We start from the raw sequence: 22,502 nt of genomic DNA on the forward strand, positions 1-22,502 counted from the left end.
GTGTAGCCAGATGAAGGGGGATACGGGTATACCCTGAATCAATGAGAGTGAGTGATCGAAGCTTGATCTTGCGATCGGACTTGCGACATTGCAGCGGTCAACTGAGACTGAATGGCGACATCCAATGCGGCCTGAGCGGCCATGTTAGAGACCTCTCCCTGGATGGAGAACACTTTGTACTGTCCGCCCTGCAGGCGGTTCACCCAAAATGCAAAGCGATTAAAAACAAGGCCTGACTTGTCAGATTGGCTGTCAGCCATGTCCAGAAACCTGGGGATCAATGCAATTTGATCCTTCGGATTAAACACGAGCAATTGCCATGCGCCTGCGCCATCGGGTTCAAGTTGAAAATTCCAGTCTGCGCCGATATCCAGACCGAGAGCGAGCTTTCCTGCGCGCCCTTTGATGCCTCCTCCGGGAAATACGATTCCCGACATCGACTGACAACTGCGCTTGAATTCAACAAATTGCAGCTTGCTGGCAAGCACATCCATTGAATAAGGCAAGCCATTGGGAGACTTGCTCAAGGGGATCGAAAACCAGTCTGCGAGTCGCTCATTGACATGGAGCAGCGCACAATCAGACTGCAGGTCAAGAATTTGAATTTGCTTGTCAGGCCAACGCTGTCGGACAATTTGCGGCCAGCTGGAATTAAACTCTGGGTGCCCGGAGAGCAGTACGGTCAAGTGTGTACTTCCCGGAATAACCCAGACTTCATGCGCGTCTCCGTCTGGTTGGGTGCAGGCCACCTGATACAGGTCATTGGCAACTGGCTGCAGGCACTGCGAGGAAATTTCCACATTCTCATTTTCATGGCTGGTGGCGGTAGCCGAAGGAATGAGCGTCAGGAACAGGAAAACGGAGGACGCGACGCAAAAACAGGCTTTAACAAGGCAATTCATGGTGTGGAGTGCGCGTTCAAAACGCCAGAGTGTAGGCCTTGACAATGACAATCTTGCAAAGGGTCACTGACTGGAGTGAGACAGCACCGCTCGAGACAGGCATTCAGTCATACGGCCACTCTCGGCGAGGTGACCCGTGTCAGACAGCTCAATCAAATTTGACCCTGGAAGCAGTTCCGACAGAAACCTGGCTCCACCTGGCGGACAGACTGTATCCATCAGGCCTTGGACAATGGTCACGGGCAGACCGGAAAGGCTTAAAGAATGGCCCACTTCATTCAGAAAATTGGGGGTCACAAAACAATCATGCAACAGGAAATGCGCCTGTAAACGATACTTTCGGACCAGCAAAAGATCTTGATTTCCACCGGTCGAAGTCGCCGCCTTTGAAGCCGTTTTGACGCTTAAAAGCTGGTTTTCCAACTGTGACCAAAGCCTGCACATTTCCAGCTGATCTTCAGGGGGGGCAGACAGCAGTCTTTGGCAAACTGCATGCGTATGTGCACCTTTACCGAACCACTGATTGTACCGATCTGGATCTTGCGCCTCCAATTGGTGGAAAAAGGCATCCACTCTGGACTGAAGAGGCAAAAAAGGCGCCCGCAGCACCAGCGATGCAATGCGATCGGGACAATCGGCCGCTAAAAGCAAGGCCAAAAACGCGCCCCACGAACCCGCAAGCACATGAAACTGCTCAATGCCGAGTGCGTCAGCCAGCGACAGGGCATCGTCAAGAAGTCGCTGAGTGTCTACACAATTCAGATCAAGATCTTCGCTAAGGCCGCTGTTGCGCTGGTCAAAGCCAAACCAGGGAACCCCGTTGGCCCTCAGGGGGGCAATTTGGGCGGCGCTTAATCGTCCGCCCGGGCCGCCATGCAGGACCAGCCAGGGCCTGCTGGTGCTCTCTTGCATACCGTGTTCGGCCCAAACGGCCAGATTGCCACCAAAGTCCATGGTGGCCGCAGGTTCAGTCCAGTATGCCGCACGGTCCGCACCACAGGGTGGTCTTGCAATTTGCCCGAAGGTGCAGAACATGCGTGAGCGACCTCAGGTGTTTTGAACCACGATGGACGGAAACTTCAAGGACATGTCTTTGCTCTGCTCGGCAATTCGAATGGCCACCTTGCGCGCAATTTCCTTGTAGGTTTTCGCCAAAACACCGTCTGGCTCGGCAACAACAGTGGGCTTTCCGGAATCGGCCTGCTGGCGAATTCGAATGTCCAAAGGCAAGCCACCCAGGTAGTGAAGGTTGTAATCCTGAGCCATTTTCTGGCCACCACCCTCTCCAAAAATGTGTTCTTGATGACCACAGTTTGTGCATACATGGATTGCCATGTTTTCCACAAGGCCCAAAATGGGAACACCCACTTTCTCGAACATTTTCAGACCCTTGCGGGCGTCCAGCAAAGCGATGTCCTGCGGCGTGGTCACGATGACGGCACCAGTCACCGGCACCTTCTGTGACAGGGTCAATTGAATGTCGCCAGTACCCGGTGGCATGTCCACAATGAGGTAGTCCAGATCCTGCCAGTTGGTTTGCTTGAGCAACTGCTCAAGTGCGCTGGTGACCATGGGGCCGCGCCACACCATCGGTGTGTCCTCGTCAATTAAAAACCCGATGGACATGGCCTGAATGTTGTGACCTTCCATGGGATCGATAATCTGTCCGTCTGCAGACTGCGGACGCCCAGTGATGCCCAGCATGGTTGGTTGTGAAGGACCATAGATGTCAGCGTCCAACATGCCAACCCGCGCGCCTTCTGCACTCAGCGCCAGTGCCAAATTGACGGCCGTGGTACTTTTGCCCACACCACCCTTACCAGAGGCAACTGCGATGATGTTTTTGACGTTGGGCATGGGCTTAAGACCACGTTGAACCGCATGCGTCAGAATCTTGATGGACGCATTCACGCTCACATTTTCAACACCAGCCACCGTGCGCACCGCTGCAATTGCGCTTTTACGAATTGAATCAATCTGGCTTTTGCCGGGATAGCTGAGTTCCAGGTCAAAACTGACATCGCCCCCATCCACCTGAATGTTTTTAATGAGCTTCGCCGTGATCAGATCCTTGTTGAGGTTTGGATCAATGACACCGCGCAGTGCATCGCGCACCGTGTCCGCACTTACTGACATACCTGTTCTCCTAGCTTCTGTAGAGCGTTCTTTTCCAGCACAGAGTCTAGCTTGTTTTTCACGGGTTCAGGGTGTGAAATCCGCAAAATTCCTGGTGGCGAACCATCAGGTAATCCCTAGCTGCCCACGAAAATCTGCGATAGCTTTTATTAATCTATTAATTTTTAATTATTGATTGTATTTATCTATCAAACTTTGTAAAATGGATCCATTGAAATTTTTTACCCATTCACAAGGAGTCAAACATGAGCAAGCGACCCGAAATCAAAACCTGGGAAAACCTTGAAGCAGCCTTTGCCGGAGAATCCATGGCGCACATCAAGTACAAGTATTTTGCAAAGCTGGCCCGCGCTGCAGGCGATGAAGAAACAGCGAAGGTGTTCGAAGAAACCGCAGCACAAGAAATCCTGCACGCCTTCGGCCATCTCGATTTGCTGTACCCCGCCGCTGAAATGACACCTGCAAAAGCACTTGAAATTGCCATTGCCGGTGAAACGTACGAATACACCGAAATGTATCCCAGCTTTCGCAAGCAGGCCGAGGCAGACGGAAACTCCAGCGCCGTCAAGGAAATGAACGAGCAGATCGCCGAGTCAAAAGAGCACGCCGAGCGTTTCCAGGCGTCTCTGGCCAAAGCACAGAAACGTTTTGATGCCTTGACCCGCGTAGAAGAGCGCCACGCCAACAATTATCAAAAACATCTTGATAACATCACGGCCTGAAAGATTGAAAGATTGAACACTGGAGAATTGAAATGAAAACTTATGTATGCATTGTCTGTGGCTTTACTTATGACGAAGCGCAAGGCCTTCCTTCTGAAGGCATCGCGGCCGGTACAGCGTGGGCGGACGTGCCTGCGGACTGGCTCTGCCCCGACTGCGGCGTCGCAAAATCGGATTTTGAGATGGTTGAAGTGTAAGCCTTTGCCTCAAAAAACCCCTGACAAGTCGGGGGTTTTTTCATTCACCAGCGTGCAAAGTGATCTTCACACCAGCCTTTTAAGCCATCCAATTCAAGCGCGTCCTGGTCTTCCGCGTATCGCACAAGGCCTGAAAACACCCCCAAACACTGATTAAACCGACTGGCCAGCAAGACAAAATTTCGATGGTCTCTTACGGCGTCAAACGGAACAAACCGCAAATCAACAGCGCCACACGCTGAACGAATCAACCACGGCGACAGAACATCGTCTCGTCGGTATTCAAAAAACACCTGCGGAAGGTTGTGTAATTTTCCGTTGATCCACAGCACATTTTCCTGAGCACAGGTTTCATTCACGCCATTGGCGAGATTGACAGACAGCAATGGCCCATCCAGACCCAACCTACCCGTGGCGCACGCCCAGTTCCAGAAGGTGTCGCGCCTTAAAAATCCGGCGGTCCAATCGTGATAGCAACCATCGGTCTTAGGGTCCAAAGTGTAACGCTGACCTTTGTACACAAGCTCCCCGCTGACCGGCACGCCACTGGTCTTTTGGGCATAGGCAAATCCAGTGTTCGAAACCGGCGTGTTCATGCACAGGGTCTGGTCTTCTTCAGACAGTGACATCTGAACAGCCCCATGAAAATTGGCCCCCCAATGAAATTGGAGACTGCGACTGTTGGGAGTGCGGGCAGACTTGACCCAGTGGTTGCTTTTGAGAGGGTGAATCCAGCCTGATTCGCCGTAGGGATGCAGGTCGCAGGTCAAGCCGATGTCCAGAGGCAAATCAAAACTGTGATGAACCAACCCTGTGGCACAGCTGTACAGATACACAAAAGCCGTGTTGATGTAACCGAGGCGCACCAGCCCGCAACCAAAACTGAACTGGCTGCTTTGTACCCCATAAAAATCGAAGTGCTTGAACAAAAAGGGCTTGGCCCAAGAAGCCCTAGGCGCACCCATGGCGTCTCTGGCGTCGTAGTCTTGCCAATTGATCAGACCGGGGGGCACCTCAAATCGACCGAAATGAGGCGTTCCGTCGGCCCGTATCAATTCCCGGAGTGCCGGAGGCATGTCGTCAGACTGGCAAGTGACCGCTGAGCAGGTGTGTCAGGGAATCGGCCGATGGCGCCTGCTGGAGGCTGCCAATACTGCTGGTCACGCTACCCAGATCGACTGGCGAGTCGGACGTATCGATCGGCAACCCGCTGGGCGAAGGCAGACTTGAGCTGCCTGAACTCAGTGCAGAGGCAACCGTGTGCAGGGCATCCGAAACGGGTTGAGTGGCAGCACCCAACGGGCTGTTGTTCAGTGTGTTCAGCACTGGGTCAACCACAGCATCCAGGGGGGTTCCGGTTGTTCCTGTTGTCGAACCGGCTCCAGGAATGTCTGTTGGCAAACCCGATGGCAGGCCACCATCAGTGAGCATGTGCGCGCCGGTTGACAAAGCGTCTGTCAACGGCTGAGTGACCACACTCAGTGGACTGCTGTTCAGTGCGCCAAGTACGGGGCTGAGCACCGCGTCCAAGGGTGTTCCGGTGACAGGTGCGCTAGAGCCCCCTGTGCCGGGCAATTCCATTGGCAAGCCTGAGGGCAATCCACCGGACGACAAACCACCCATCAACGTGTCGGCACCCATGCCAATGGCATCGGTCAAAGGTTGGGTCACCACACCCAGAGGTGAGGCGTTCAAGGTGCCCAAAGCTGGATCAAGCACTGTGTCCAGCGGTGTGCCAGTGATTCCGCCACTGACGCCACCGGAACCGCCACCCGACAAGTCAATCGGCAAAGCGCTCATCAGTGCATCCGAACCCGAGCTGAGTGCATCACCCAGCGGCACGGACAGCACATTCAACGGTGTTGTATTCAAAGTGCTCAACACTGGATCAATGACTGCATCCAGGGGTGTGTTGGTGGTGCCAGTGTTGTTGTTGATGGGGCCGCCATTGTCAGGCGTGCTGACAGATCCACCGGCAGAACCACTTGCGCTAGATGATCCAGACCCGCTGCCGCCCGCAGCAGCCAGAAAACCAACGCCGAGGGCACCACCGCCAACCGCGGCAGCACTGCTTCCACCCAGCAGACCGGCCGCACCGAACAGGCCAAACATGCCGCCTTCACCACCTTGCAACTGAACAAACTGGGCGTAGTCCGGATCCACATCAGTGAGCACAACACCATCGGGTGTCAAAGCCTGAAATACAAAGCCCTCTTGTCCGGCTTCCTTGGGTAAATCAGCCAAAACGCTGCCGTTGGGCGACAACACCAGATTTCCGACAGGCTCGCCGGCAGAATTGGTCACTGTGATGCTGGCGTGGCCATTGGCAGTTGCGGTGACTACGTCGCCCACGCGGACAGCATCGCCTGCTTTCAAGGCGATGGTTTTGCCGTCCCTTTGTACGTCCACCTCGCCCTCAATTTGGCTTACATTGCCAACAACCTGATTTTCTGCCATGTCGACTCCTCGGATTTGTGTGTGAATTTGTAGGTAATACTCTGACACTGCCGGGATGGATTCAAGGTGTCAGAGAAATCACAGAAAATGAATCAGGCCAGCCAGCAAGCCACCCCAGGATGCCCCTATTAACGGCAACATCCACTCGTATCTTGAAAAGACCGGACGCAGTGCGCGCTCGAATTCAAGGGGAGGAAGGTTCACCAGACGCTCGTGAATAACCTCTTCGATTCGAAGGGAATCACCCAGGTAGACGCGCGCAGCCATCAGGTGCGATTCAAGCTTGTTGGCAAAAATGGAGGCCGCATCACGCTTGAGCAGACGCCATTCCTCAGCCCCCAGAAACGTCACCAACAGAGGCTTGATCCCGCTGGACTCCAAATCAATCGCGCGTTGCACGTGGTAATCAATCAGCGATGACAAATTTTTGGAATTGGGGCCCCGGCACAAGGCCAGTACGATGTTTTCAGAGGTGAGAATTTCACGGGCGGCAGTGGCGGCAAACAGTTCAGCAATGTGATTTTGAGCACGAAAGAAAAAACCTGTAAATTTACCGATTCGAATCCTGCCGTGATTGGGATGAAAAAACAAACTTTCTAATGCAAGTTTATTCATTAATAATCCTAAAAAACCCACTACACTAAAGACCCAATACCACTTCAAATGTTCTACATACAGAACACCGCCGATTAAACCCGCAATCAAGCCTGAATACAAAGAAAAGCGTTTCAGATAATTCATCGGATCGCGGCCGGCTTTCTTGAAGAGATCCACAATCAACATGGGTTTGAAACTGATCACATCCACAACCAGTGTTTTCAGGCTGAGGTAGTAGGCCGGCTTTTTCTGCAAATCAAGAATGATTTGCCTGGACACCCCTGGAACAATGGCACGCACGCGGGTCGACACTGCACTTTGAATAAAACTGGGCAGGCTTTCCCAAAGGGTGGGTTTGTGTCGAAGCATGACCTCGCGAAGCACATGATCGGCTGTTTCCTGCATGGGAGGCGTCAAGCGGTCAGAGAGGCCCTGCGCGGGAATCCGCCTGATCATCTCGTCCAGAGGCAACAGTTTGTGCGTCATCAGACGCACCGCAATTTCAGCCATGATTTTTCGCTGATGGGGCACCAAACCCTGCCAGCCAAGCCCCTCCAGCCCCAGTTGATGCAGACCAAGCTTGCGAAACAGGGGAATGCGGATGCCCTTGAATTCCTGAGGGTTGAACATGAGCCACAATGCGGCAGCCTGAAAGCCCCACGCGAGCAAAAGGCCCGCCAATCCGGCCAGCAAAATTGTGGCCCACGCTGGCAATACCAAATGGTATGCGAGTAAATCCAAAATGGCGTCCTTCGAGTAAATAATTAAGTGGTGTATCTTTTACAAGCGCCCGTGGTAGTCAGGTTGGCTCGTTATACTATTCGCCTGTATGGCTGAAGCTCAAGCAGCATTACTTTAACAACAAAATTTAATACGAGACGAGGAGCAACCTAATGGACTGGCAAAACATCATTGCTGATGTTCAGAAAAATTATCTGATTTACGTGTCCATCCCGATCATTGCTGCCCTCCTCGGGTACATCACCAAAATTGCAGCCGTCAAAATGATGTTCTACCCGATGAATTTCATCGGGATCAAACCCATTTTTGGATGGCAAGGCATCGTGCCAAGAAACGCCCTTCGGATGGCCTCCATTGCCGTGGACACCATCACCACCAAGCTGGTGTCTGTCAAAGAGGTCGTTGCAGGGCTCGACTCAGAAAGACTAGGCAAGGAGCTGGAAGGCCCTGCCATGGAAGTCATCGAAAGCATCATTCGTGAAGTGATGTCCAAGCACCAGCCCAGACTGTGGGAAAGTCTTCCCAATTTTGCCCAGCGCAAGCTGATTGACCGCGTCAAAAAAGACGTTCCCAATGTCATCGCGAGCGTGATGGAGGACATCAAGAGCAACATCGACCAGATTCTCAACCTCAAAGAGCTGGTGATTCGCATTCTGATGAATGACAAGCACCTGCTAAATCGCATCTTTCAAGAAGTCGGTCGCGAGGAATTCAAGTTCTTTGGTGTGTCCGGTTTGTATTTTGGTTTCATGATCGGCTTGGTCCAAATGATCTTGTGGGTGCTACTCAAAGAGCCATTGATTCTGCCCATATTTGGTTTTCTGGTGGGTTTTATCTCCGACTGGGTGGCTTTGAACATTCTGTTTGAGCCCAAGAAGCCGATTCCATTTGGTTCGTACACCATCCAGGGCCTGTTTTTAAAGCGCCAGCAAAAAGTGGCTGCTGATTATGCGCGAATTATCGCCACGGACATTTTGACCCCACAAACCATCATTGGTGAATTGGTTGCAGGCCCTTTGTCGGAAAGGGTGCAAGCCATGGTGGATGACCGGGTGCGTGAAATGGTCGACAGCAAGGCAAGCATCGTCAAGCCCTTCGTGGTGATGGCGGTTGGCGCTGAAACCTTTCAGCAAATGAAAAGCGACACGGCCAGCATGCTGATGGAACGTCTTCAGGATGTCATCATGCACGCCGAAAGTTATGTGCAAACCGCGCTGGACATCGAGAACATTGTGGGTTCACGCATGCAAGCCATGACTCCACTGGAGTTTGAAGGCCTGTTGCGCCCCGTGTTCAAGCAGGAAGAATGGATATTGATTATGGTGGGGGCAATTTTGGGCTTTCTGGTGGGTGAAGGCCAATTGACTGCCATGGTTCACCTTGGGGTGCTGGGGCATTAAGCCCCAGCCAGTCGATCAAGCTTCGATTGAGGCTTGATCTGCCTGCACTCTTGCCTTGGCCAAACTCGGGTTCTCCCGTCCGGTCTCGGCAAACTCCACAAATTCGGATACACAGTTGGCCACCCACTCGGCATGCGTTTTTACAACCCAGTGCCCCGCATCAATGTCCCTTCTCCACAGCTGTTCCACAAACGGATAAGCAGATTCAACCAAAGGTGCAGACACATAGTTGTCTTGGGTAGGCACCAACAATTGAACAGGCACCTCTGTTTTGCGCTCTCGCGGATTCACAATGCGTGGCAGCATGTTCGCGCGGTACAGGTTAATGCCATTGACGCCATCGCGGCGCTGCGTCTCAGACACCTCAGGATCATCCAGCCCTTCAAGCTTCTTCAGCACTTTGGGCCAGGCTTTGTCCAGGCCCAAACGCCACACGGAGGGCGCAAGCAGGGGCAGCTGAAAAGCCAGCACGTACCAAGAGTGCATTAGCTGATTCAGAACCTTTCCTGTTTTGTCGAGCTTCCCGGACGCCAAACCGCTGCGAATCCACTGACCCACATGATCAAGACAAGGGCCGGAGATTGAGGTGTAGCTCGCAATGCGATTCTTGAGCTTGAAATCAGTGACGCTCTCCCAGGTCTGGATTGAGCCCCAATCGTGCGCCACCAAATGCACGGGTTGAGTCGGACACACAGTGCGCATTACCGCCTGCAGATCGCTGGACAGCGCCTGCAGCGAATACCCCCACATCCAGTCGGGTTCAGTGGAATCGCCACACCCACGTACGTCGTACGTCACCACGTGAAACCGGTGCTTCAATATTTCGACCACAGGTGCCCAGACCTCGCTGCTGTCTGGATAACCATGCACAAAAACAATGGTTGGGTTGTGCGGCTCACCATAGGAGTTGACGGACAGGTCCACGTCGTCCGAATGGACGATGCGATGGGTCTTGAACTGTTCGTTGGGTGTTGTCTCGGTCATGGTGGGCAGGCCCTTGTAGGAGTTGTTAAAATTCAGGACTACACGGTCTTTATAACCGCTCTACAGTACAGACTGGGACAGTCAAATTAGAAGCGACGCCCTAAATAAGCAAATAACTAAAAAATAGAATCACTTAGAAGCCAATTTTCGGGTGTTGCGATATCATGTGCCCAATTCGAAATACCCAGATTCAGCAGGAAAAACATGTCTAACCTGATTCAAGAGCAAGTTACCGAAGTTCACCACTGGAACGACACACTGTTCAGCTTCAAAACCACACGCAGCCCCGGGCTGCGCTTTCACAACGGCCATTTCGTCATGATTGGCCTTGAGGTGGAAGGCAAACCGCTGTTGCGCGCCTACAGTATTGCCAGTGCAAACTACGAAGAACACCTTGAATTTTTCAGCATCAAAGTGCCAGACGGCAAGCTGACCTCGCGACTTCAACACCTGAAAGTGGGTGACGCCGTGTTGGTGGGCAAAAAACCCACAGGTACGCTCGTTCTGGACGATCTGAAGCCTGGTAAAAACCTCTTCATGTTTGGCACCGGAACGGGTCTGGCACCGTTCATGAGTCTGATCAAAGACCCTGAAGTGTATGAACGCTTTGAAAAAGTCATTCTTGTGCATGGCGTACGCTACGTCAGCGAACTGGCTTACAGCGATTTCATCACCCAGGAATTGCCAGCCAATGAATTTTTCGGCGAAGACGTGGCGAAAAAGCTGATCTATTACCCAACCGTCACACGGGAAGAGTTTCGCACCGTTGGCCGCGTAACCACCTTGATGGAAAGCGGCCAATTGTGCGAAGACGTCGGCCTGCCCCCACTGAATCCAGAAACAGACCGAGCCATGATTTGCGGCAGCCCCAGCATGCTGGCAGACATTCGCAAAATTCTGGACGACAAGGGCTTTGTGGTGTCACCAGGGGTTGGCGAACCAGGTGACTACGTCTTCGAACGCGCCTTCGTCGAGAAGTAACTCAGTCTTTCATCACGCCGTCACTGCCCATCAGGCCCAGTTCTTCGAACAGGGCCTTGGCGTGTTTCATGCTGTCCATCGCGGCCGGAAAACCGCAATACACGCTGGCGTGAATGATCAACTCGCGCAACTCATCCGGCGTAATGCCATTGTTCAACGCCCCGCGCATGTGCAGCTTTAGTTCGTTGGGCCGGTTCAGGGCAATCAACATCGACACAGTTGCCAGACTGCGCAGCTTGGGCGGCAGGCCCTCTCTGGTCCACACGGTTCCCCAGGCATGGCTGGTGACCACGTCTTGCAGCGGCGCGGCAAAATCATCCGGATTGGACACAGAGCGGGACACGTAGTCTGCACCCAAAACCTTGCTTCTCATTGCCTTGCCCGCGTCATAATTTGCAGGCTTTTTTGATTCACTCATGATGCGTATTTCTCACCAATTTTTTCCATAAAGCGATCAACAAGACCTTCAAACATCGTTTTAATGAACCCTGGCGTCGCCGCACGCAGCAACATGGGCACCTTGATGTCTCTCAGTTGTCCGTTGATTTCAATCTCTACTTCAACAGCCCCGCCCTTTTTTGTAAATTCGAATTTACCCGACAAGGTGGCGTTGCCAATCCCTTCTTTGGCCTTGAATGACAACACGCCTGCAGCCGCATCAACCTGATAACTTGCCGCGTAATGAACCGCATGCATGACGCCCATCGCGCCGATGGGCTTGAGCTGCCATTCGTATTCATTGGCAGACAGTTTGGTCAACTTTTCCAGCTTTGGGAAAATGGCCAACAGGGGCTCAACAGCCTGAAGGTCCTTCATCAGCGTCTCGTAATTGACATTGACGGTCGATTTTTTGTCGAGTGCAAGTTTGCAATCCATTTGAGTTGACTCCTACGTTAAACTGGGCGATGCATCAATATACAAAACTTTTTGATACTTATGAGTAACATACCAGTTGATCCGCTTCGACAGCTTAAAAATTTATCTGATCAACTAGAAAACAACGAGTTTGAGAATACTCAGGCGATGATTCTGGCTTTCAGGGCTGAAAAACAAGTGTTGGCAGAACTGCCAGCGGTCTTTGAAGCCGCACTTGAAAGCATTCTGGAGAGGCTTGAAAGCACGGCGATGTTTTCTGGAGAAAGCTGCTCGTTCAGCCAGCAGGACATGTTCCTCGCACTGGGCGTCTGGCTCGACAAGGCCACTTCTTATTTGCAGAAACAGGCTGGTCTGGCCACCGAATAACCTAGGTCTGAAGGGTGCTCTTCGTGGCGGACATTTGCCGTCTCGCGCTTAGCATGCTGGCGATTTCATCCACCTCATCGAACGACACGGGCTTGGTCAAATGGCGATTCATACCCGATTGAGTGGACAGCTGGCGATTGTATTCATCACTGAGTCCTGACAAGGCGCAAATGAACGAGGCCTGGCTTTTTCCGTCCCCCGCCCTGATCGCGCGCGTTGCCTCGTGACCATCCATGTCTGGCATGTCGATGTCCATCAAAATCAGGTCAAACCGCTCAGAGTTCGCCAGTTCGACTGACTGCTCACCCCCTTCCGCCTGCACCACAGTGTGGCCACGTTTGCTGAGAAAACGATCCAGCAATTTGCGGTTCATGGGGTGATCATCAACCACCAGCACATGCAGCGACTCGGTCTTGACGGCCGAACGTGCGGCAGCAGGCTTGTCGACACAACTGCTCATGGGCATGACCAGACGCACCGTGAACACAGAGCCCACCCCAGGTTCAGAACTGACGTCGATCCGCCCGCCCATTTTTTCAACCAGCCCCTTGGAAATGGCAAGACCCAGCCCAGACCCACCGAACTGGCGGTGAATGCTTCGGCTGCCTTGTGAAAAACGGTCAAAAATGGTTCTCATGTGCGTGTCACTGATGCCGATGCCACTGTCTGATACTTCGACAAACAGCTCCAACTGATGATGCGCTGCGGGCGAATTTGAAAGGCGGAGCTGGACAAACCCCGAATCCGTGAATTTCAATGCGTTCGAGACCAAATTTTGAACGACTTGTCTCAACCGGTTGGAATCGCCACTGACACAGCTGGTTTCTGTCATCTCATTCAGAAAGGTGAATTCCAGACCCTTTTTAAGTGCAACGCTTGAATTGATTTTGTGCAGTTCCCCCAGCATTTCAGCCACGTCGAAAGACTTCACTTCCAGGCGCAAGCCGTCGGCCTGTATCCGTGAGTAATCAATGATGTCATTGAGAATGACGTGCAAGCCCTCACCGGAGGTAATGATGCTTTGAATGTCGGCACGCAGTGTTTCATCTGTCACCTGCTCGCTGAGCAGCCGGGAGAAACCGACAATTGCGTTGAGTGGTGTGCGCAATTCATGGGAAATGGTGGCCAGAAACTCGGACTTGGCACTGTCGGCTTGCTCTGCCTTCTCACGGGCAGCCACAAGATCGGTTACATCACGGCACACGGCAAAGGCCGCACCGTTGGCGACGTCGGGGTGCTGCATGACCGTCAATTGCAGAAAGCAGGCTGCGCTGTCGATGGCCCTGCGTGTTTTAAACACGATACTTTGCTGACTGGGAAACACCTGCTCCAACCGGATTACCTGCGCGACAGCGGCGTGGTAACGTGGCTCGATTTCATCAAGCAACACCTGCCAATTGCTCTCGATGGTTGCAAGCGGACTGCGGAAGAAGCGATTGATCTGTTTGGAAATTTGGCGCAGCACCACTTCCTCATGGCCTTCTTTCTGGATCTCGAAGGTAAAACCGTTCAAGCACAGTTCCATGGCGTCAAGCCTGAATTGCTCGGATTGAACGCGGCGAAGCATCAGATCATTGACTTGTCGTTCTTGCCGAACCTGGCCCAATACCGCTTTTACCAGTCCAAACGCCGATTCCTTGTTTGCATCCGGCAATTCGACTCCAATCTGGCGAGTGTACCGGGTCAGAAAATCCAAAGCCCACGCATGGATGACCGCCGCAACAATGACCGCAACGACGGCACAGGTCATGACCAACCAGAAGATTTGTCCGATCGGTGCAAGTGCGGACAGTTGAGACCAGAAGATGACCGAGGCGGCAACTGAAAACAGCAGCACGACGAGCGCCACAGGTCGTTCACGCATGGCCCCGGAAAAAGCCAAACGTGACGCTTTAAGAAACTGCTGGAAATTCAGATGATCGTTCTGCAAGCGACTGGCCCTATGTGTGGAATGAAGCCAGCCACCAGGCTGGCCATTCACTGTATTTAAGCAATCTGTTCCGAAAGGAACTGCAGCGTGCGGCCATGTGCAAGCGCTGACGCTTTTTGATTGTACATTGCACGGGCCCAGCAGTTAAACCCATGGTCTACTTCTGGGTAAGTGTGAATGGACGCATTGGATCTGCCCTTAAAGGCCTGGCGAACACTCTCAACAGCCTCCGCGGGAATATACCCATCCTTTTCCGCAAAGTGCATCAGGATGGGTTGGTCGATCTTGGCGGCCTGATCCAACGCGCCATGAATACCTCCGCCGTAGTAACACACTGCCGCATCCACCGCCCCTTGAGCCGCCACCAGATAGGACAGGAAACCACCCATGCAATACCCAAGGCTGGCCAACTTGCCCTTCACCTCGGGCAGGGCCTTCAACACACCAGCGGCCGTAACCAGGTCTTTAACAGCCAGATTGAAATCCATGCCCTGCATCAGCCCCAAACCCTTTTTGAATCCTGCTTCGTCGTAACCCAAATTCAACCCGGCTTCAGCACGCCAAAACACATCGGGCGCAAGCACCACAAAACCATCGAGCGCATATTGGTCTGCCGCTGCGCGAATATGGTCGTTGACACCAAAGATTTCCTGAATGAGCAAAATGGCTGGGCCATGCCCCGCGGGGGGAAGTGCGAGATAACCGTTAAAGTCGCCGCATTCGGCTGAGTCGATCTTGATTTGACGGGATGTCATGTTTGAAAACTCCTTGTTGCTACTTGAGAAGGAAGCTCAATTGTAGCAATGGCAACTGTTTGATCGGGCAAACAGATCTAAAACCGACACCTCAAAAAATACTGTACAAACTAACAGCCTTTCATGTACAGTATTTTCACAGGGAAATAAATACGAGGACAACAACAATGAAAATCAGATACATACTGGCTTTGGCAATGTGGTTTGCTTGCTGTGCATGGGTAATCGAGCCCATGGTGTTTGCCACCCACCTGGCCCATGCAAGCCAAGCCACACCCGCGCTGGAACTTGCAAGTACTGCCCCCCTTTCACAACTTGGCATCCAGATCAACGACCTTGGCACTCAAATTGGAAATCCGGTAGAGTCCATGGATCGTTTCAGAATCTTGTGTTTGCTCTACGTGGGCGTCCCCTTGCTGGTTTGGCTTGGAGTGCACGCCAAGTCTTGAAGGGATTGTTTTGATGTCATTGAAGTGGCCGGTTACCCTGAGTGCGATTGTATTCGTTGGCGCCTTAACTCAGGGCTGCGCCACCAGCAACCCTTATTACGACCCCAAAAAATCGCATCACCGCCCAGATGGGTTCGTCAACTCGGACGGCTCTACAGTGTCCAAGTCGTTTTCAGACTTGATGCGCTGGTATCGGGAGCGATTTGGCAAATCGCTGCCTCCCCCGCCGGGCGAGTATGTCAAAAGTTACGCTGACATGCCTCACGAACACTTCGACACCGCCGCCTTTGAGCATGAACATCAACGAGAGGTGGCCTGGCTTGGCCATGCCAGTGTGCTGATCAAGGGTGGCGGTATCACGGCCCTGACCGATCCTCAATTTTCGGAAAGATCATTTCCAGTGCAGTGGGCTGGCCCAAAGCGAAAAGTGCCCAGCCCTGTGTCTGCCGAAGAACTTCCTCCTGTTGACGTGGTAATGATCAGCCACAACCACTACGATCACCTCGACGAAGACACGGTTAAAGCGATTGCCAAGCAACAACCCAACACCCTTTTCCTGGTGCCACTGGGCGTCGAAAAAACCCTGCAAAGCTGGGGCATAGCGCACGTCAAAGCAATGGACTGGTGGGACACGGTGGTGGTCAAAGGGTCTGAGATCACCTTTGTACCAGCCAGGCATTGGTCAGCCCGAACTTTACTTGATCGCAACTGCACACTGTGGGGTGGATGGGTCGTCAAAAACAAAGCGCTCAGCTTTTACTTCACCGGCGACACAGGTTATGGGGACGACTTCAAACAAATTGGCGAAAGGCTTGGTCCGTTTGACCTCAGTGCCATTGCCATTGGCGCTTATCAGCCGCGCTGGTTCATGAAAGCGCAACACATTGACCCCGAAGAAGCCGTACAGATTCACAAAGACGTCAGGTCACGCCAATCGCTGGGCGTTCACTGGGGCACCTTTGAACTCACAGACGAGCCGCTGGACCAACCCATTGGTGACCTGCAAAAAGCAAAAGCCGCCGCAGGCTTGGCCGACGACGACTTTGTGTTACTACCGCAAGGTGGTGCTATGCTGCTGAAAAGGTAGGGTTTTGCCTAAGACAAATTAATTTTCAAGTGCGCTAGGCATGTACTGGCTTACCAGGCATCGGGTTAACAGCGCCTTGAACTCGTCTTCGCTCAGGCCGTTGTAAAAGAAATGCAGTTTGCCCAAGCTAACCGCTTTCTCGGTGTTCAAGGGGTAAGGCGTGTCTTGGATCACCAACAGCTGGGTACCGCGAGCAACCAGTTCCGCCAAATATTGCTGAACCAATGGACATGACCGCTGTACGCTTGAACGGACTACCACGACACCCACATCCAGGTGAACCGCTGCAACGCGCAACTGGCGACCTGTTTGTCTGGGCAACACCTCGTGGGCACCCCACACAGACATGGCGGACAAGCACAATTTTTTCAACAGATCACTGTTGGGTTCTAGTACCACCACACCGATTGCGTTGCGTTCTTGTTTCATGGGATCGCCTTTTTGTCTAGGACAAACTCAGAGGTTGTATTTCACCATATGCACATGGAAATTACAACATTAATATTGCATTGAATAACATTTATTGCAATAAGAAATAACCCGTATTTAATGAACTTCAGTTCATTAACAACAGTTTAGAGGAAGGAAGTCAGGCGTATAAATACGGTTTCAACAGCTCATGAAGGCGCAATTCTGCCCTCAAGGTGCGCAGTGTCACCAGCACACCCACAATTCGTCGGTGCAAAAAGATGATTTCCTGAGGGGGAATCTTGAAATGGACTGACATCATTTTCAGGGCTGCCTTTTGACCCACCCGAGCAGGCAGATCTGTAGGGCCAAAGCAGTAGGCTCCGCCTGGGGTGTAAAGCCTTTCGGGCACCCGGGGGTCGAAGGGCTTCCGGAAAGGCTCAACGATCAATTCGGTCAACTCACCAAAACCACGCAACACCGAATCGGGAGTGCTTCTTTCCATCAAGCCGATGTCGAGTACACCTTCGACGATTTCATCACGATCGGCGTCCAGCGATCCACGGACGATTTTGGCATAGCTGTCCACAAACGACTTTTCGAAATATCGCGTGGCTCCAAAGTCGAGCACCACGATCTGGTCGTTTTCACCCGATTCATCAATCCGAACCCGGTAATTGCCGAAATGCGGATCCGTTTGAACCATGTTCCAGTCAAAAAACTCGGTCACGAACAAATCGACGAACGCTTTGGCGATCCTGTTGCGCCTTTCCTGCGACAGGGCCTGAACCTGCGGGGATGACACAGACAAACCGGGCTCGTAACGGGTGGTCAGCACGCGCGCGCCAGAGAACTCGGGATAGACTTTGGGCACGATGAAGCGTGAATCGCTCGCCAAGCGTTCGTGAAAAGCCTCCGTGAATTGACGCTCCAGATCGTAGTCGCACTCACGTTCAAGCATGTCGCGCAACTCATTGAACACATCCGTAAGGTCAAGCGCTTTGGGCGCAAGCCGGGTCGCAGACACCAAACGAGCGAGCGTCCGAATGTCACTGCCAATGGCATTGGCCACGCCGGGGTATTGAATTTTGACAACCACTTGCTCGCCCGTCTCGACCACGGTGGCCAAATGCGCCTGCCCCAGTGAGGCCGCTGCAATGGGCTTTCGGGCAATGTCCAGTTTGCCGACGGCCTTAGCCCCCAGAATTTCCAGAAGTTGCGGCTCAACAAAAGACCAGGACACCGCGGGCGTGTTGTCCTGAAGACTGGACAAGGCCTCAACCGCTTCTTCAGGCAGAAAATACTGACCGTAAAGCGAGAGCATCTGACCGGCCTTCATGACACTGCCCTTCAATTTACCAAGTTCATCGACCAATTGGTCGGCCTGCCGTTTGTAGAATTCGCGATTGGCTTGATCTTTGGATTCGCCGCTTCTGAACAAATTCCGAAAGGCATGTTTGGCGATGTTTGCACCCGCGCCGGCACCCATTTTCGTCAACGCCAGGTTGCGCTCAAATGCGCCAGTCTTGATGCGGTCTAGCGCGCCAGTCTGGTCATTCACGTCCACGGGTGTTGAATCGGATTTGCCTTTGTTGGTCATGCCGCTGTGTGTCTGTTGGAGAAGGTCAATATTGTATAAGGCTGGGTTGGCCTGATTCCGGTAAAAACCCTCTAATTCACCACTGTCAGGCCTTCAAAGTCATCTTCAAGACCCGCACCAAACCGGCACCACGAGCCTGGCAAGCCGGAATTTCCTGCTTGAAAGAACGCGGGTCCAGCACCTCACAATGCAAGGCGATGGGTGCAAGCGCCTGTTGCAGCTCGGCCTCATTTTGAAAATGCAGGTGCACCCTGCCCTGAACAAAATAACCCAAAGCCTTTGCAAACAACTGGCTGGCCAAATCGTTGTTGTGGCCTGCAAAATGAAGGTCGCTGAGGTAAATGGAATTGGGATATGCAGCGGCTACCGCAGCAATGTTGTGCCACAGTGTCAGCACACTGGGTCTGTCGAAATAGTTGAGCAAACCTTCCGTCACGATGGCCACGCCACTCGTCGGTTTAAACCGCGCGAGAATGCCTGCCAGACTTTCATCGCCCTTCGATTGAAATGCATCGATGGGCACCACATGGTGATTGCTATTGTGGGACAAGCGGTCTTTCAACAAGTTGGCCTTTTGCTGGGCCATGGCGGGCAAATCGGCCTCAATGTAGGTCAGTTTGCTGCCGTAACGGTCCACATAGCGGCAACCCCGAGGAGACAGGCCTGCCGCAATTTCGACCACGTGGCTGATTTGACCAGAATCAATCGCTTGCGTCAGGCAGTGATCAATCAGATCGTGGCGCGCCAGCAGAAAATCAGTCAGAGTTGGGCCGCCAAACCATTGAGACGTGCGCATGGCCGGCCACAAGGCGGAGTACAAAGCGCGAGAAGCCCAAGATTGCAATTCGGGCACGGAACGCTGGTTTTCTTGCCAGACCTGGGCGGTGTACAACGCGGTCGGGCTGATACGGGCAGACCCCACACGCAATGAGAACATGCTTTCTCCGCTCAGTTTCGTTTGTGGGGTACGACAGCCATGGTCAGGCGGGAAATGCAGGTCAAGCGGCCCTCTTCATCCTTGATCTCGATGGACCACACCTGTGAGGTGCGCCCTGCGTGAACAAGGCTTGCTGTGCCTGTTACCTTGCCGCTGCGCACGCCACGCAGGTGGTTGGCGTTGACCTCTTGACCGACACAATAGCATTCCATCGGGTTGACCACCATGTTGGCGCCCACGCTGCCCAAGGTTTCAGCCAGCACCACGTTGGCACCGCCATGAATCAGGCCGTAGGGCTGAAAGGTGCGATGGTCGGCAGGCATGGTGCCACGCAAAAAATTCGGGCCAATTTCAGTGATTTCAATACCAAGGTGGCTGACGGCGTTGTTCTCGCCCAAGGCGTTCAGTGTTTTGAGGTCGGGATTTGAAAACCAGATGGGCTTGTCGCTCATTCGGGGCTCCTGTGTGGGGCTGATCAGTTAATCAACCATTGTAAACACAAAAGGAACCCACCCGCTTGCAAACACCACGTCGTTGATTACTGGATGACGAAAGCCGTCAATAGCACGTCTTTGATGCCTTTGTCAGGCGCCTTGTCTTCCCCAGGCACAGTCACGCGCGCCATATCAACCAGTTCGTCTGTCAGCAGCTGTCGCCCTTTCAGGGAATCCACGTCTTTTCGACGTTTGCTGCTGAGCACGAGGATGGTTCGGCTGCGAAGAATGGGCTCATATTCTTTGAGCTTTTCAACCACACCGGGCTGACTGGTTTGAAAAACGATGGAAACCTGCAAATAGTGATCGATGTCCTGACCGGCGAGATTCACCACCACAGGCGGCATGGTGAAGAAGCCAGGGCCGCCAGCGTTCTCGGAGGCCTTCTCGCCACCGCCCTCTGAAAATGCAGGGTGCATGAAAATCAAGGCGCACGCGAGCGCGGCCATTTTGGGCCATCGGCTTTTGAAAAAGAACATGGAAGTCAATGAATAAAATAATCGGGACGAACAAAGTTTACACACTGGCAAGCTGCGACCAAGGCAAGAAAAGCCAGGGGTTTTTTGCTGTGTTATGTCTTTTTGGAAAGCAGCTGAATGGCCTGAACCAGCTTTTGTACTGATTTCGAAAGATTTAAGCCCGTCTCTTCAAGTAATTTATTAGATAAATCAGATAACTCATTTAAATTACTGAGTTCTGGAATATCACGCCCACCAATTGCAATGACATTGCCACTGCTGCAAGGCGGTAAAATGATGGCTTTTTGATCAAAGGCGGCCTGAAATCGCTCGATGGACTGTGCACTGTCTTTTTGATTGCTCAAGAGGTTGGCAACCACCCAGCCGCCCTCTTGCAACCGGGACAGCGAGTTCCCATAAAATTCTTTTGAATTCAAGGGTCCTACACATGCATTTTCATCAAAACCATCAATAAATATCAGGTCGAATTGTTCACTTGTCTCGGCCATGTGGGTTGCGCCGCAACCCAACTTCACATCAAAGTGATCTGAATTGGGCGGTAGCTTGAAATGCATGCGGGCTGCAGCCACAACGGCGGGTTCAATTTCAACGACTTGAATACGGCACTGAGGACGGTGCTTGCGCAAAAACCGGGGCATGGCCCCCACCCCCAGCCCGATGAACAAGGCAGAGCGAGGCCACCAGGGTTGCTGATTGAACAGCAAAGGCAGCATCATTTCACGGGTGTACTGCAGCTCAAGCGCGTCAGGGCGAGAGAGCCGCATGGCCCCCTGCACCCACTGGCTACCGAAGTGAAGCTGTCGAACGCCCTTCTCTTCGCTGATCAAAATTTCCATTCAGCCCGCAGCCTATCGCCCCAGCACGCCCCTGGCGATCATTTCTTTCATGATCTCAGAGGTGCCTGCATAGATGGTTTGTACGCGTGCGTCGAGGTAAAAACGGGAAATCGGATATTCCTGGGTGTAGCCATAGCCACCAAACAGCTGCAGACAAGTGTCAGTGACCTTGCACTGCAATTCTGTGCTGGTCAACTTCAGGATGGAGGCTTCCTCGGTGCTCATGACGCCGGCTTTGCACCGCGCTGTGCATTGGGCCAGGTAGGCTTTCACCAATTCAATCTCTGCCCGAAGCTCGGCCATCTTGAAGCGGGTGTTCTGGAATTGCGACACCGCTTGCCCGAAGGCCTTGCGCTGGGTAACGTAATCCACGGTCAGCGCCATGGCCCCTTCACATGCACCGACAGCCTGGGTGGCCACACCAACTCGCTCTCGTGGCAGCTCTTGCATCAGGTACACAAAGCCTTTGTTTTCTTCGCCCAGCAAAGCGCTGGCAGGCACCCTCAAATTGTCAAAAAACAATTCAGCGGTGTCGCTGGTGTGCTGGCCGATCTTTTCAATGCCCTTGCCCTTTTTGAAACCGGGCAGGCTGGTGTCCACAAGAAACAGGGAAATACCCTTTGCACCCTTGCTGGGGTCGGTTTTGGCAGCCAGCACCACCAAGCCTGCGTTCAAACCATTGGTGATAAAAATCTTGGAGCCGTTAATGACATATTCATCGCCGTCGCGAACTGCGTTGGTGCGCATGCCTGCGAGATCACTGCCAGCGCCTGGTTCGGTCATGCCAATGGCGCCGATGACCTCGCCCGTGGCCATTTTGGGTAGCCAATACGCCTTTTGCTCTGGTGTGCCGATGTTGTTGACGTAAGGCATCACAATGTTCGCGTGCACGTTCAAGCCTGTGCTTAAACCAGCCAGCCCAAGGCGGCAGGTTTCCTCCAGAATCATCAGGTTGACTTCGAACGGGGCGCCTGCCGCGCCATATTCTTCCGGCATGTCGGGGCCAAGCATACCGGCAGCACCCAGCATGTTCCAAACCTCTCGCGGCATGTGGCCCTGCTTTTCCCATCGGTCATAGTGCGGCAGCACTTCGCGCTCCAGGCAGCGAATCAGCATGTCGCGATACAGCGTCAAGTCTTCGTCGATGTGTTCCATGCGTCCCATGTTG

General features: G+C 53.0%; 25 protein-coding genes. 7 read left to right on the forward strand and 18 right to left on the reverse strand.

Annotated features, from left to right (window positions below):
* Positions 1-38: 38 nt before the first annotated feature.
* The 3 genes from QQJ87_RS07705 to apbC all read right to left on the reverse strand — a co-directional run bounded on the left by QQJ87_RS07705 (position 39) and on the right by apbC (position 3,038).
* On the reverse strand, positions 39-902 hold the full coding sequence (locus QQJ87_RS07705; RefSeq protein ID WP_284280994.1) for a periplasmic substrate-binding domain-containing protein: 864 nt from the start codon (positions 900-902) through the stop codon (positions 39-41).
* Between the two features lie 63 nt (positions 903-965).
* Positions 966-1,937, reverse strand: a complete 972-nt coding sequence (locus QQJ87_RS07710) for an alpha/beta fold hydrolase (RefSeq protein ID WP_284280995.1) — start codon at positions 1,935-1,937, stop codon at positions 966-968.
* Between the two features lie 12 nt (positions 1,938-1,949).
* The gene (gene apbC, locus QQJ87_RS07715; protein WP_284280996.1) at positions 1,950-3,038 is read right to left on the reverse strand and encodes an iron-sulfur cluster carrier protein ApbC; all 1,089 of its coding nucleotides are present in this window, start codon (positions 3,036-3,038) and stop codon (positions 1,950-1,952) included.
* A gap of 245 nt (positions 3,039-3,283) precedes the next feature.
* Here apbC and QQJ87_RS07720 point away from each other — a divergent pair, with 245 nt between their 5' ends.
* Both QQJ87_RS07720 and QQJ87_RS07725 read left to right on the forward strand, forming a co-directional pair.
* Positions 3,284-3,760, forward strand: a complete 477-nt coding sequence (locus QQJ87_RS07720) for a rubrerythrin family protein (RefSeq protein ID WP_284280997.1) — start codon at positions 3,284-3,286, stop codon at positions 3,758-3,760.
* A 32-nt stretch (positions 3,761-3,792) separates the two neighbouring features.
* The gene (locus QQJ87_RS07725) at positions 3,793-3,957 is read left to right on the forward strand and encodes a rubredoxin (protein WP_284280999.1); all 165 of its coding nucleotides are present in this window, start codon (positions 3,793-3,795) and stop codon (positions 3,955-3,957) included.
* Positions 3,958-4,001: 44 nt separating this feature from the next.
* Here the strand turns inward: QQJ87_RS07725 and QQJ87_RS07730 are convergent, their stop codons facing one another.
* The 3 genes from QQJ87_RS07730 to QQJ87_RS07740 all read right to left on the reverse strand — a co-directional run bounded on the left by QQJ87_RS07730 (position 4,002) and on the right by QQJ87_RS07740 (position 7,752).
* A complete protein-coding gene (locus QQJ87_RS07730) occupies positions 4,002-5,033 on the reverse strand; it encodes a DUF2804 domain-containing protein (protein WP_284281000.1) in 1,032 nt (343 codons plus the stop codon).
* A gap of 4 nt (positions 5,034-5,037) precedes the next feature.
* Positions 5,038-6,414 carry a hypothetical protein gene (locus QQJ87_RS07735; RefSeq protein WP_284281001.1) on the reverse strand — a complete coding sequence of 459 codons (1,377 nt, stop codon included), beginning with the start codon at positions 6,412-6,414 and terminating at the stop codon, positions 5,038-5,040.
* A gap of 78 nt (positions 6,415-6,492) precedes the next feature.
* Entirely contained in the window at positions 6,493-7,752 is a 1,260-nt protein-coding gene (locus tag QQJ87_RS07740) for a DUF445 domain-containing protein (protein ID WP_284281002.1), read from the reverse strand.
* Between the two features lie 152 nt (positions 7,753-7,904).
* Here QQJ87_RS07740 and QQJ87_RS07745 point away from each other — a divergent pair, with 152 nt between their 5' ends.
* Positions 7,905-9,152: a DUF445 domain-containing protein gene (locus QQJ87_RS07745; protein WP_284281003.1), complete on the forward strand. Its 1,248-nt coding sequence runs from the start codon at positions 7,905-7,907 to the stop codon at positions 9,150-9,152.
* Positions 9,153-9,167: 15 nt separating this feature from the next.
* On the opposite strand, the gene QQJ87_RS07750 is transcribed toward QQJ87_RS07745, so the two are convergent.
* A complete protein-coding gene (locus QQJ87_RS07750; RefSeq protein WP_284281004.1) occupies positions 9,168-10,136 on the reverse strand; it encodes an alpha/beta fold hydrolase in 969 nt (322 codons plus the stop codon).
* 204 nt (positions 10,137-10,340) lie between these two features.
* Here QQJ87_RS07750 and QQJ87_RS07755 point away from each other — a divergent pair, with 204 nt between their 5' ends.
* On the forward strand, positions 10,341-11,117 hold the full coding sequence (locus QQJ87_RS07755) for a ferredoxin--NADP reductase (protein WP_284281005.1): 777 nt from the start codon (positions 10,341-10,343) through the stop codon (positions 11,115-11,117).
* Between the two features lies 1 nt (position 11,118).
* Here the strand turns inward: QQJ87_RS07755 and QQJ87_RS07760 are convergent, their stop codons facing one another.
* Both QQJ87_RS07760 and QQJ87_RS07765 read right to left on the reverse strand, forming a co-directional pair.
* On the reverse strand, positions 11,119-11,535 hold the full coding sequence (locus QQJ87_RS07760) for a carboxymuconolactone decarboxylase family protein (protein ID WP_284281006.1): 417 nt from the start codon (positions 11,533-11,535) through the stop codon (positions 11,119-11,121).
* On the reverse strand, positions 11,532-11,993 hold the full coding sequence (locus tag QQJ87_RS07765) for a hypothetical protein (protein ID WP_284281007.1): 462 nt from the start codon (positions 11,991-11,993) through the stop codon (positions 11,532-11,534). The genes QQJ87_RS07760 and QQJ87_RS07765 overlap by 4 nt, the downstream gene beginning before the upstream one ends.
* Before the next feature lie 60 nt (positions 11,994-12,053).
* On the opposite strand from QQJ87_RS07765, the gene QQJ87_RS07770 reads away from it, so the two are divergent.
* Positions 12,054-12,359, forward strand: a complete 306-nt coding sequence (locus QQJ87_RS07770) for a hypothetical protein (RefSeq protein ID WP_284281008.1) — start codon at positions 12,054-12,056, stop codon at positions 12,357-12,359.
* A gap of 1 nt (position 12,360) precedes the next feature.
* Here the strand turns inward: QQJ87_RS07770 and QQJ87_RS07775 are convergent, their stop codons facing one another.
* A complete protein-coding gene (locus QQJ87_RS07775; protein WP_284281010.1) occupies positions 12,361-14,223 on the reverse strand; it encodes an ATP-binding protein in 1,863 nt (620 codons plus the stop codon).
* A 122-nt stretch (positions 14,224-14,345) separates the two neighbouring features.
* The gene (locus QQJ87_RS07780) at positions 14,346-15,044 is read right to left on the reverse strand and encodes a dienelactone hydrolase family protein (protein WP_284281012.1); all 699 of its coding nucleotides are present in this window, start codon (positions 15,042-15,044) and stop codon (positions 14,346-14,348) included.
* Between the two features lie 167 nt (positions 15,045-15,211).
* On the opposite strand from QQJ87_RS07780, the gene QQJ87_RS07785 reads away from it, so the two are divergent.
* A complete protein-coding gene (locus tag QQJ87_RS07785; RefSeq protein ID WP_284281013.1) occupies positions 15,212-15,493 on the forward strand; it encodes a hypothetical protein in 282 nt (93 codons plus the stop codon).
* 13 nt (positions 15,494-15,506) lie between these two features.
* Positions 15,507-16,580, forward strand: coding sequence for an MBL fold metallo-hydrolase (locus tag QQJ87_RS07790; protein WP_284281014.1), 1,074 nt, complete (start codon positions 15,507-15,509; stop codon positions 16,578-16,580).
* Between the two features lie 18 nt (positions 16,581-16,598).
* On the opposite strand, the gene QQJ87_RS07795 is transcribed toward QQJ87_RS07790, so the two are convergent.
* From QQJ87_RS07795 to QQJ87_RS07825, 7 genes are all read right to left on the reverse strand, one after another.
* Positions 16,599-17,009, reverse strand: a complete 411-nt coding sequence (locus QQJ87_RS07795) for a hypothetical protein (RefSeq protein ID WP_284281015.1) — start codon at positions 17,007-17,009, stop codon at positions 16,599-16,601.
* Between the two features lie 160 nt (positions 17,010-17,169).
* Entirely contained in the window at positions 17,170-18,588 is a 1,419-nt protein-coding gene (locus QQJ87_RS07800) for an ABC1 kinase family protein (RefSeq protein WP_284281016.1), read from the reverse strand.
* An 85-nt stretch (positions 18,589-18,673) separates the two neighbouring features.
* On the reverse strand, positions 18,674-19,525 hold the full coding sequence (locus tag QQJ87_RS07805) for a class I SAM-dependent methyltransferase (protein ID WP_284281017.1): 852 nt from the start codon (positions 19,523-19,525) through the stop codon (positions 18,674-18,676).
* An 11-nt stretch (positions 19,526-19,536) separates the two neighbouring features.
* A complete protein-coding gene (locus QQJ87_RS07810) occupies positions 19,537-19,977 on the reverse strand; it encodes a hotdog fold thioesterase (RefSeq protein WP_284281018.1) in 441 nt (146 codons plus the stop codon).
* A gap of 86 nt (positions 19,978-20,063) precedes the next feature.
* Positions 20,064-20,468, reverse strand: coding sequence for a flagellar basal body-associated FliL family protein (locus tag QQJ87_RS07815; RefSeq protein WP_284281020.1), 405 nt, complete (start codon positions 20,466-20,468; stop codon positions 20,064-20,066).
* 122 nt (positions 20,469-20,590) lie between these two features.
* Positions 20,591-21,334, reverse strand: a complete 744-nt coding sequence (locus tag QQJ87_RS07820) for a fused MFS/spermidine synthase (protein ID WP_284281022.1) — start codon at positions 21,332-21,334, stop codon at positions 20,591-20,593.
* 12 nt (positions 21,335-21,346) lie between these two features.
* Entirely contained in the window at positions 21,347-22,498 is a 1,152-nt protein-coding gene (locus tag QQJ87_RS07825) for an acyl-CoA dehydrogenase family protein (RefSeq protein WP_284281024.1), read from the reverse strand.
* Positions 22,499-22,502: the final 4 nt, after the last annotated feature.

It is taken from the genome of Limnobacter litoralis, assembly GCF_030160455.1.
Taxonomy (GTDB): Bacteria; Pseudomonadota; Gammaproteobacteria; order Burkholderiales; family Burkholderiaceae_B; genus Limnobacter; species Limnobacter litoralis.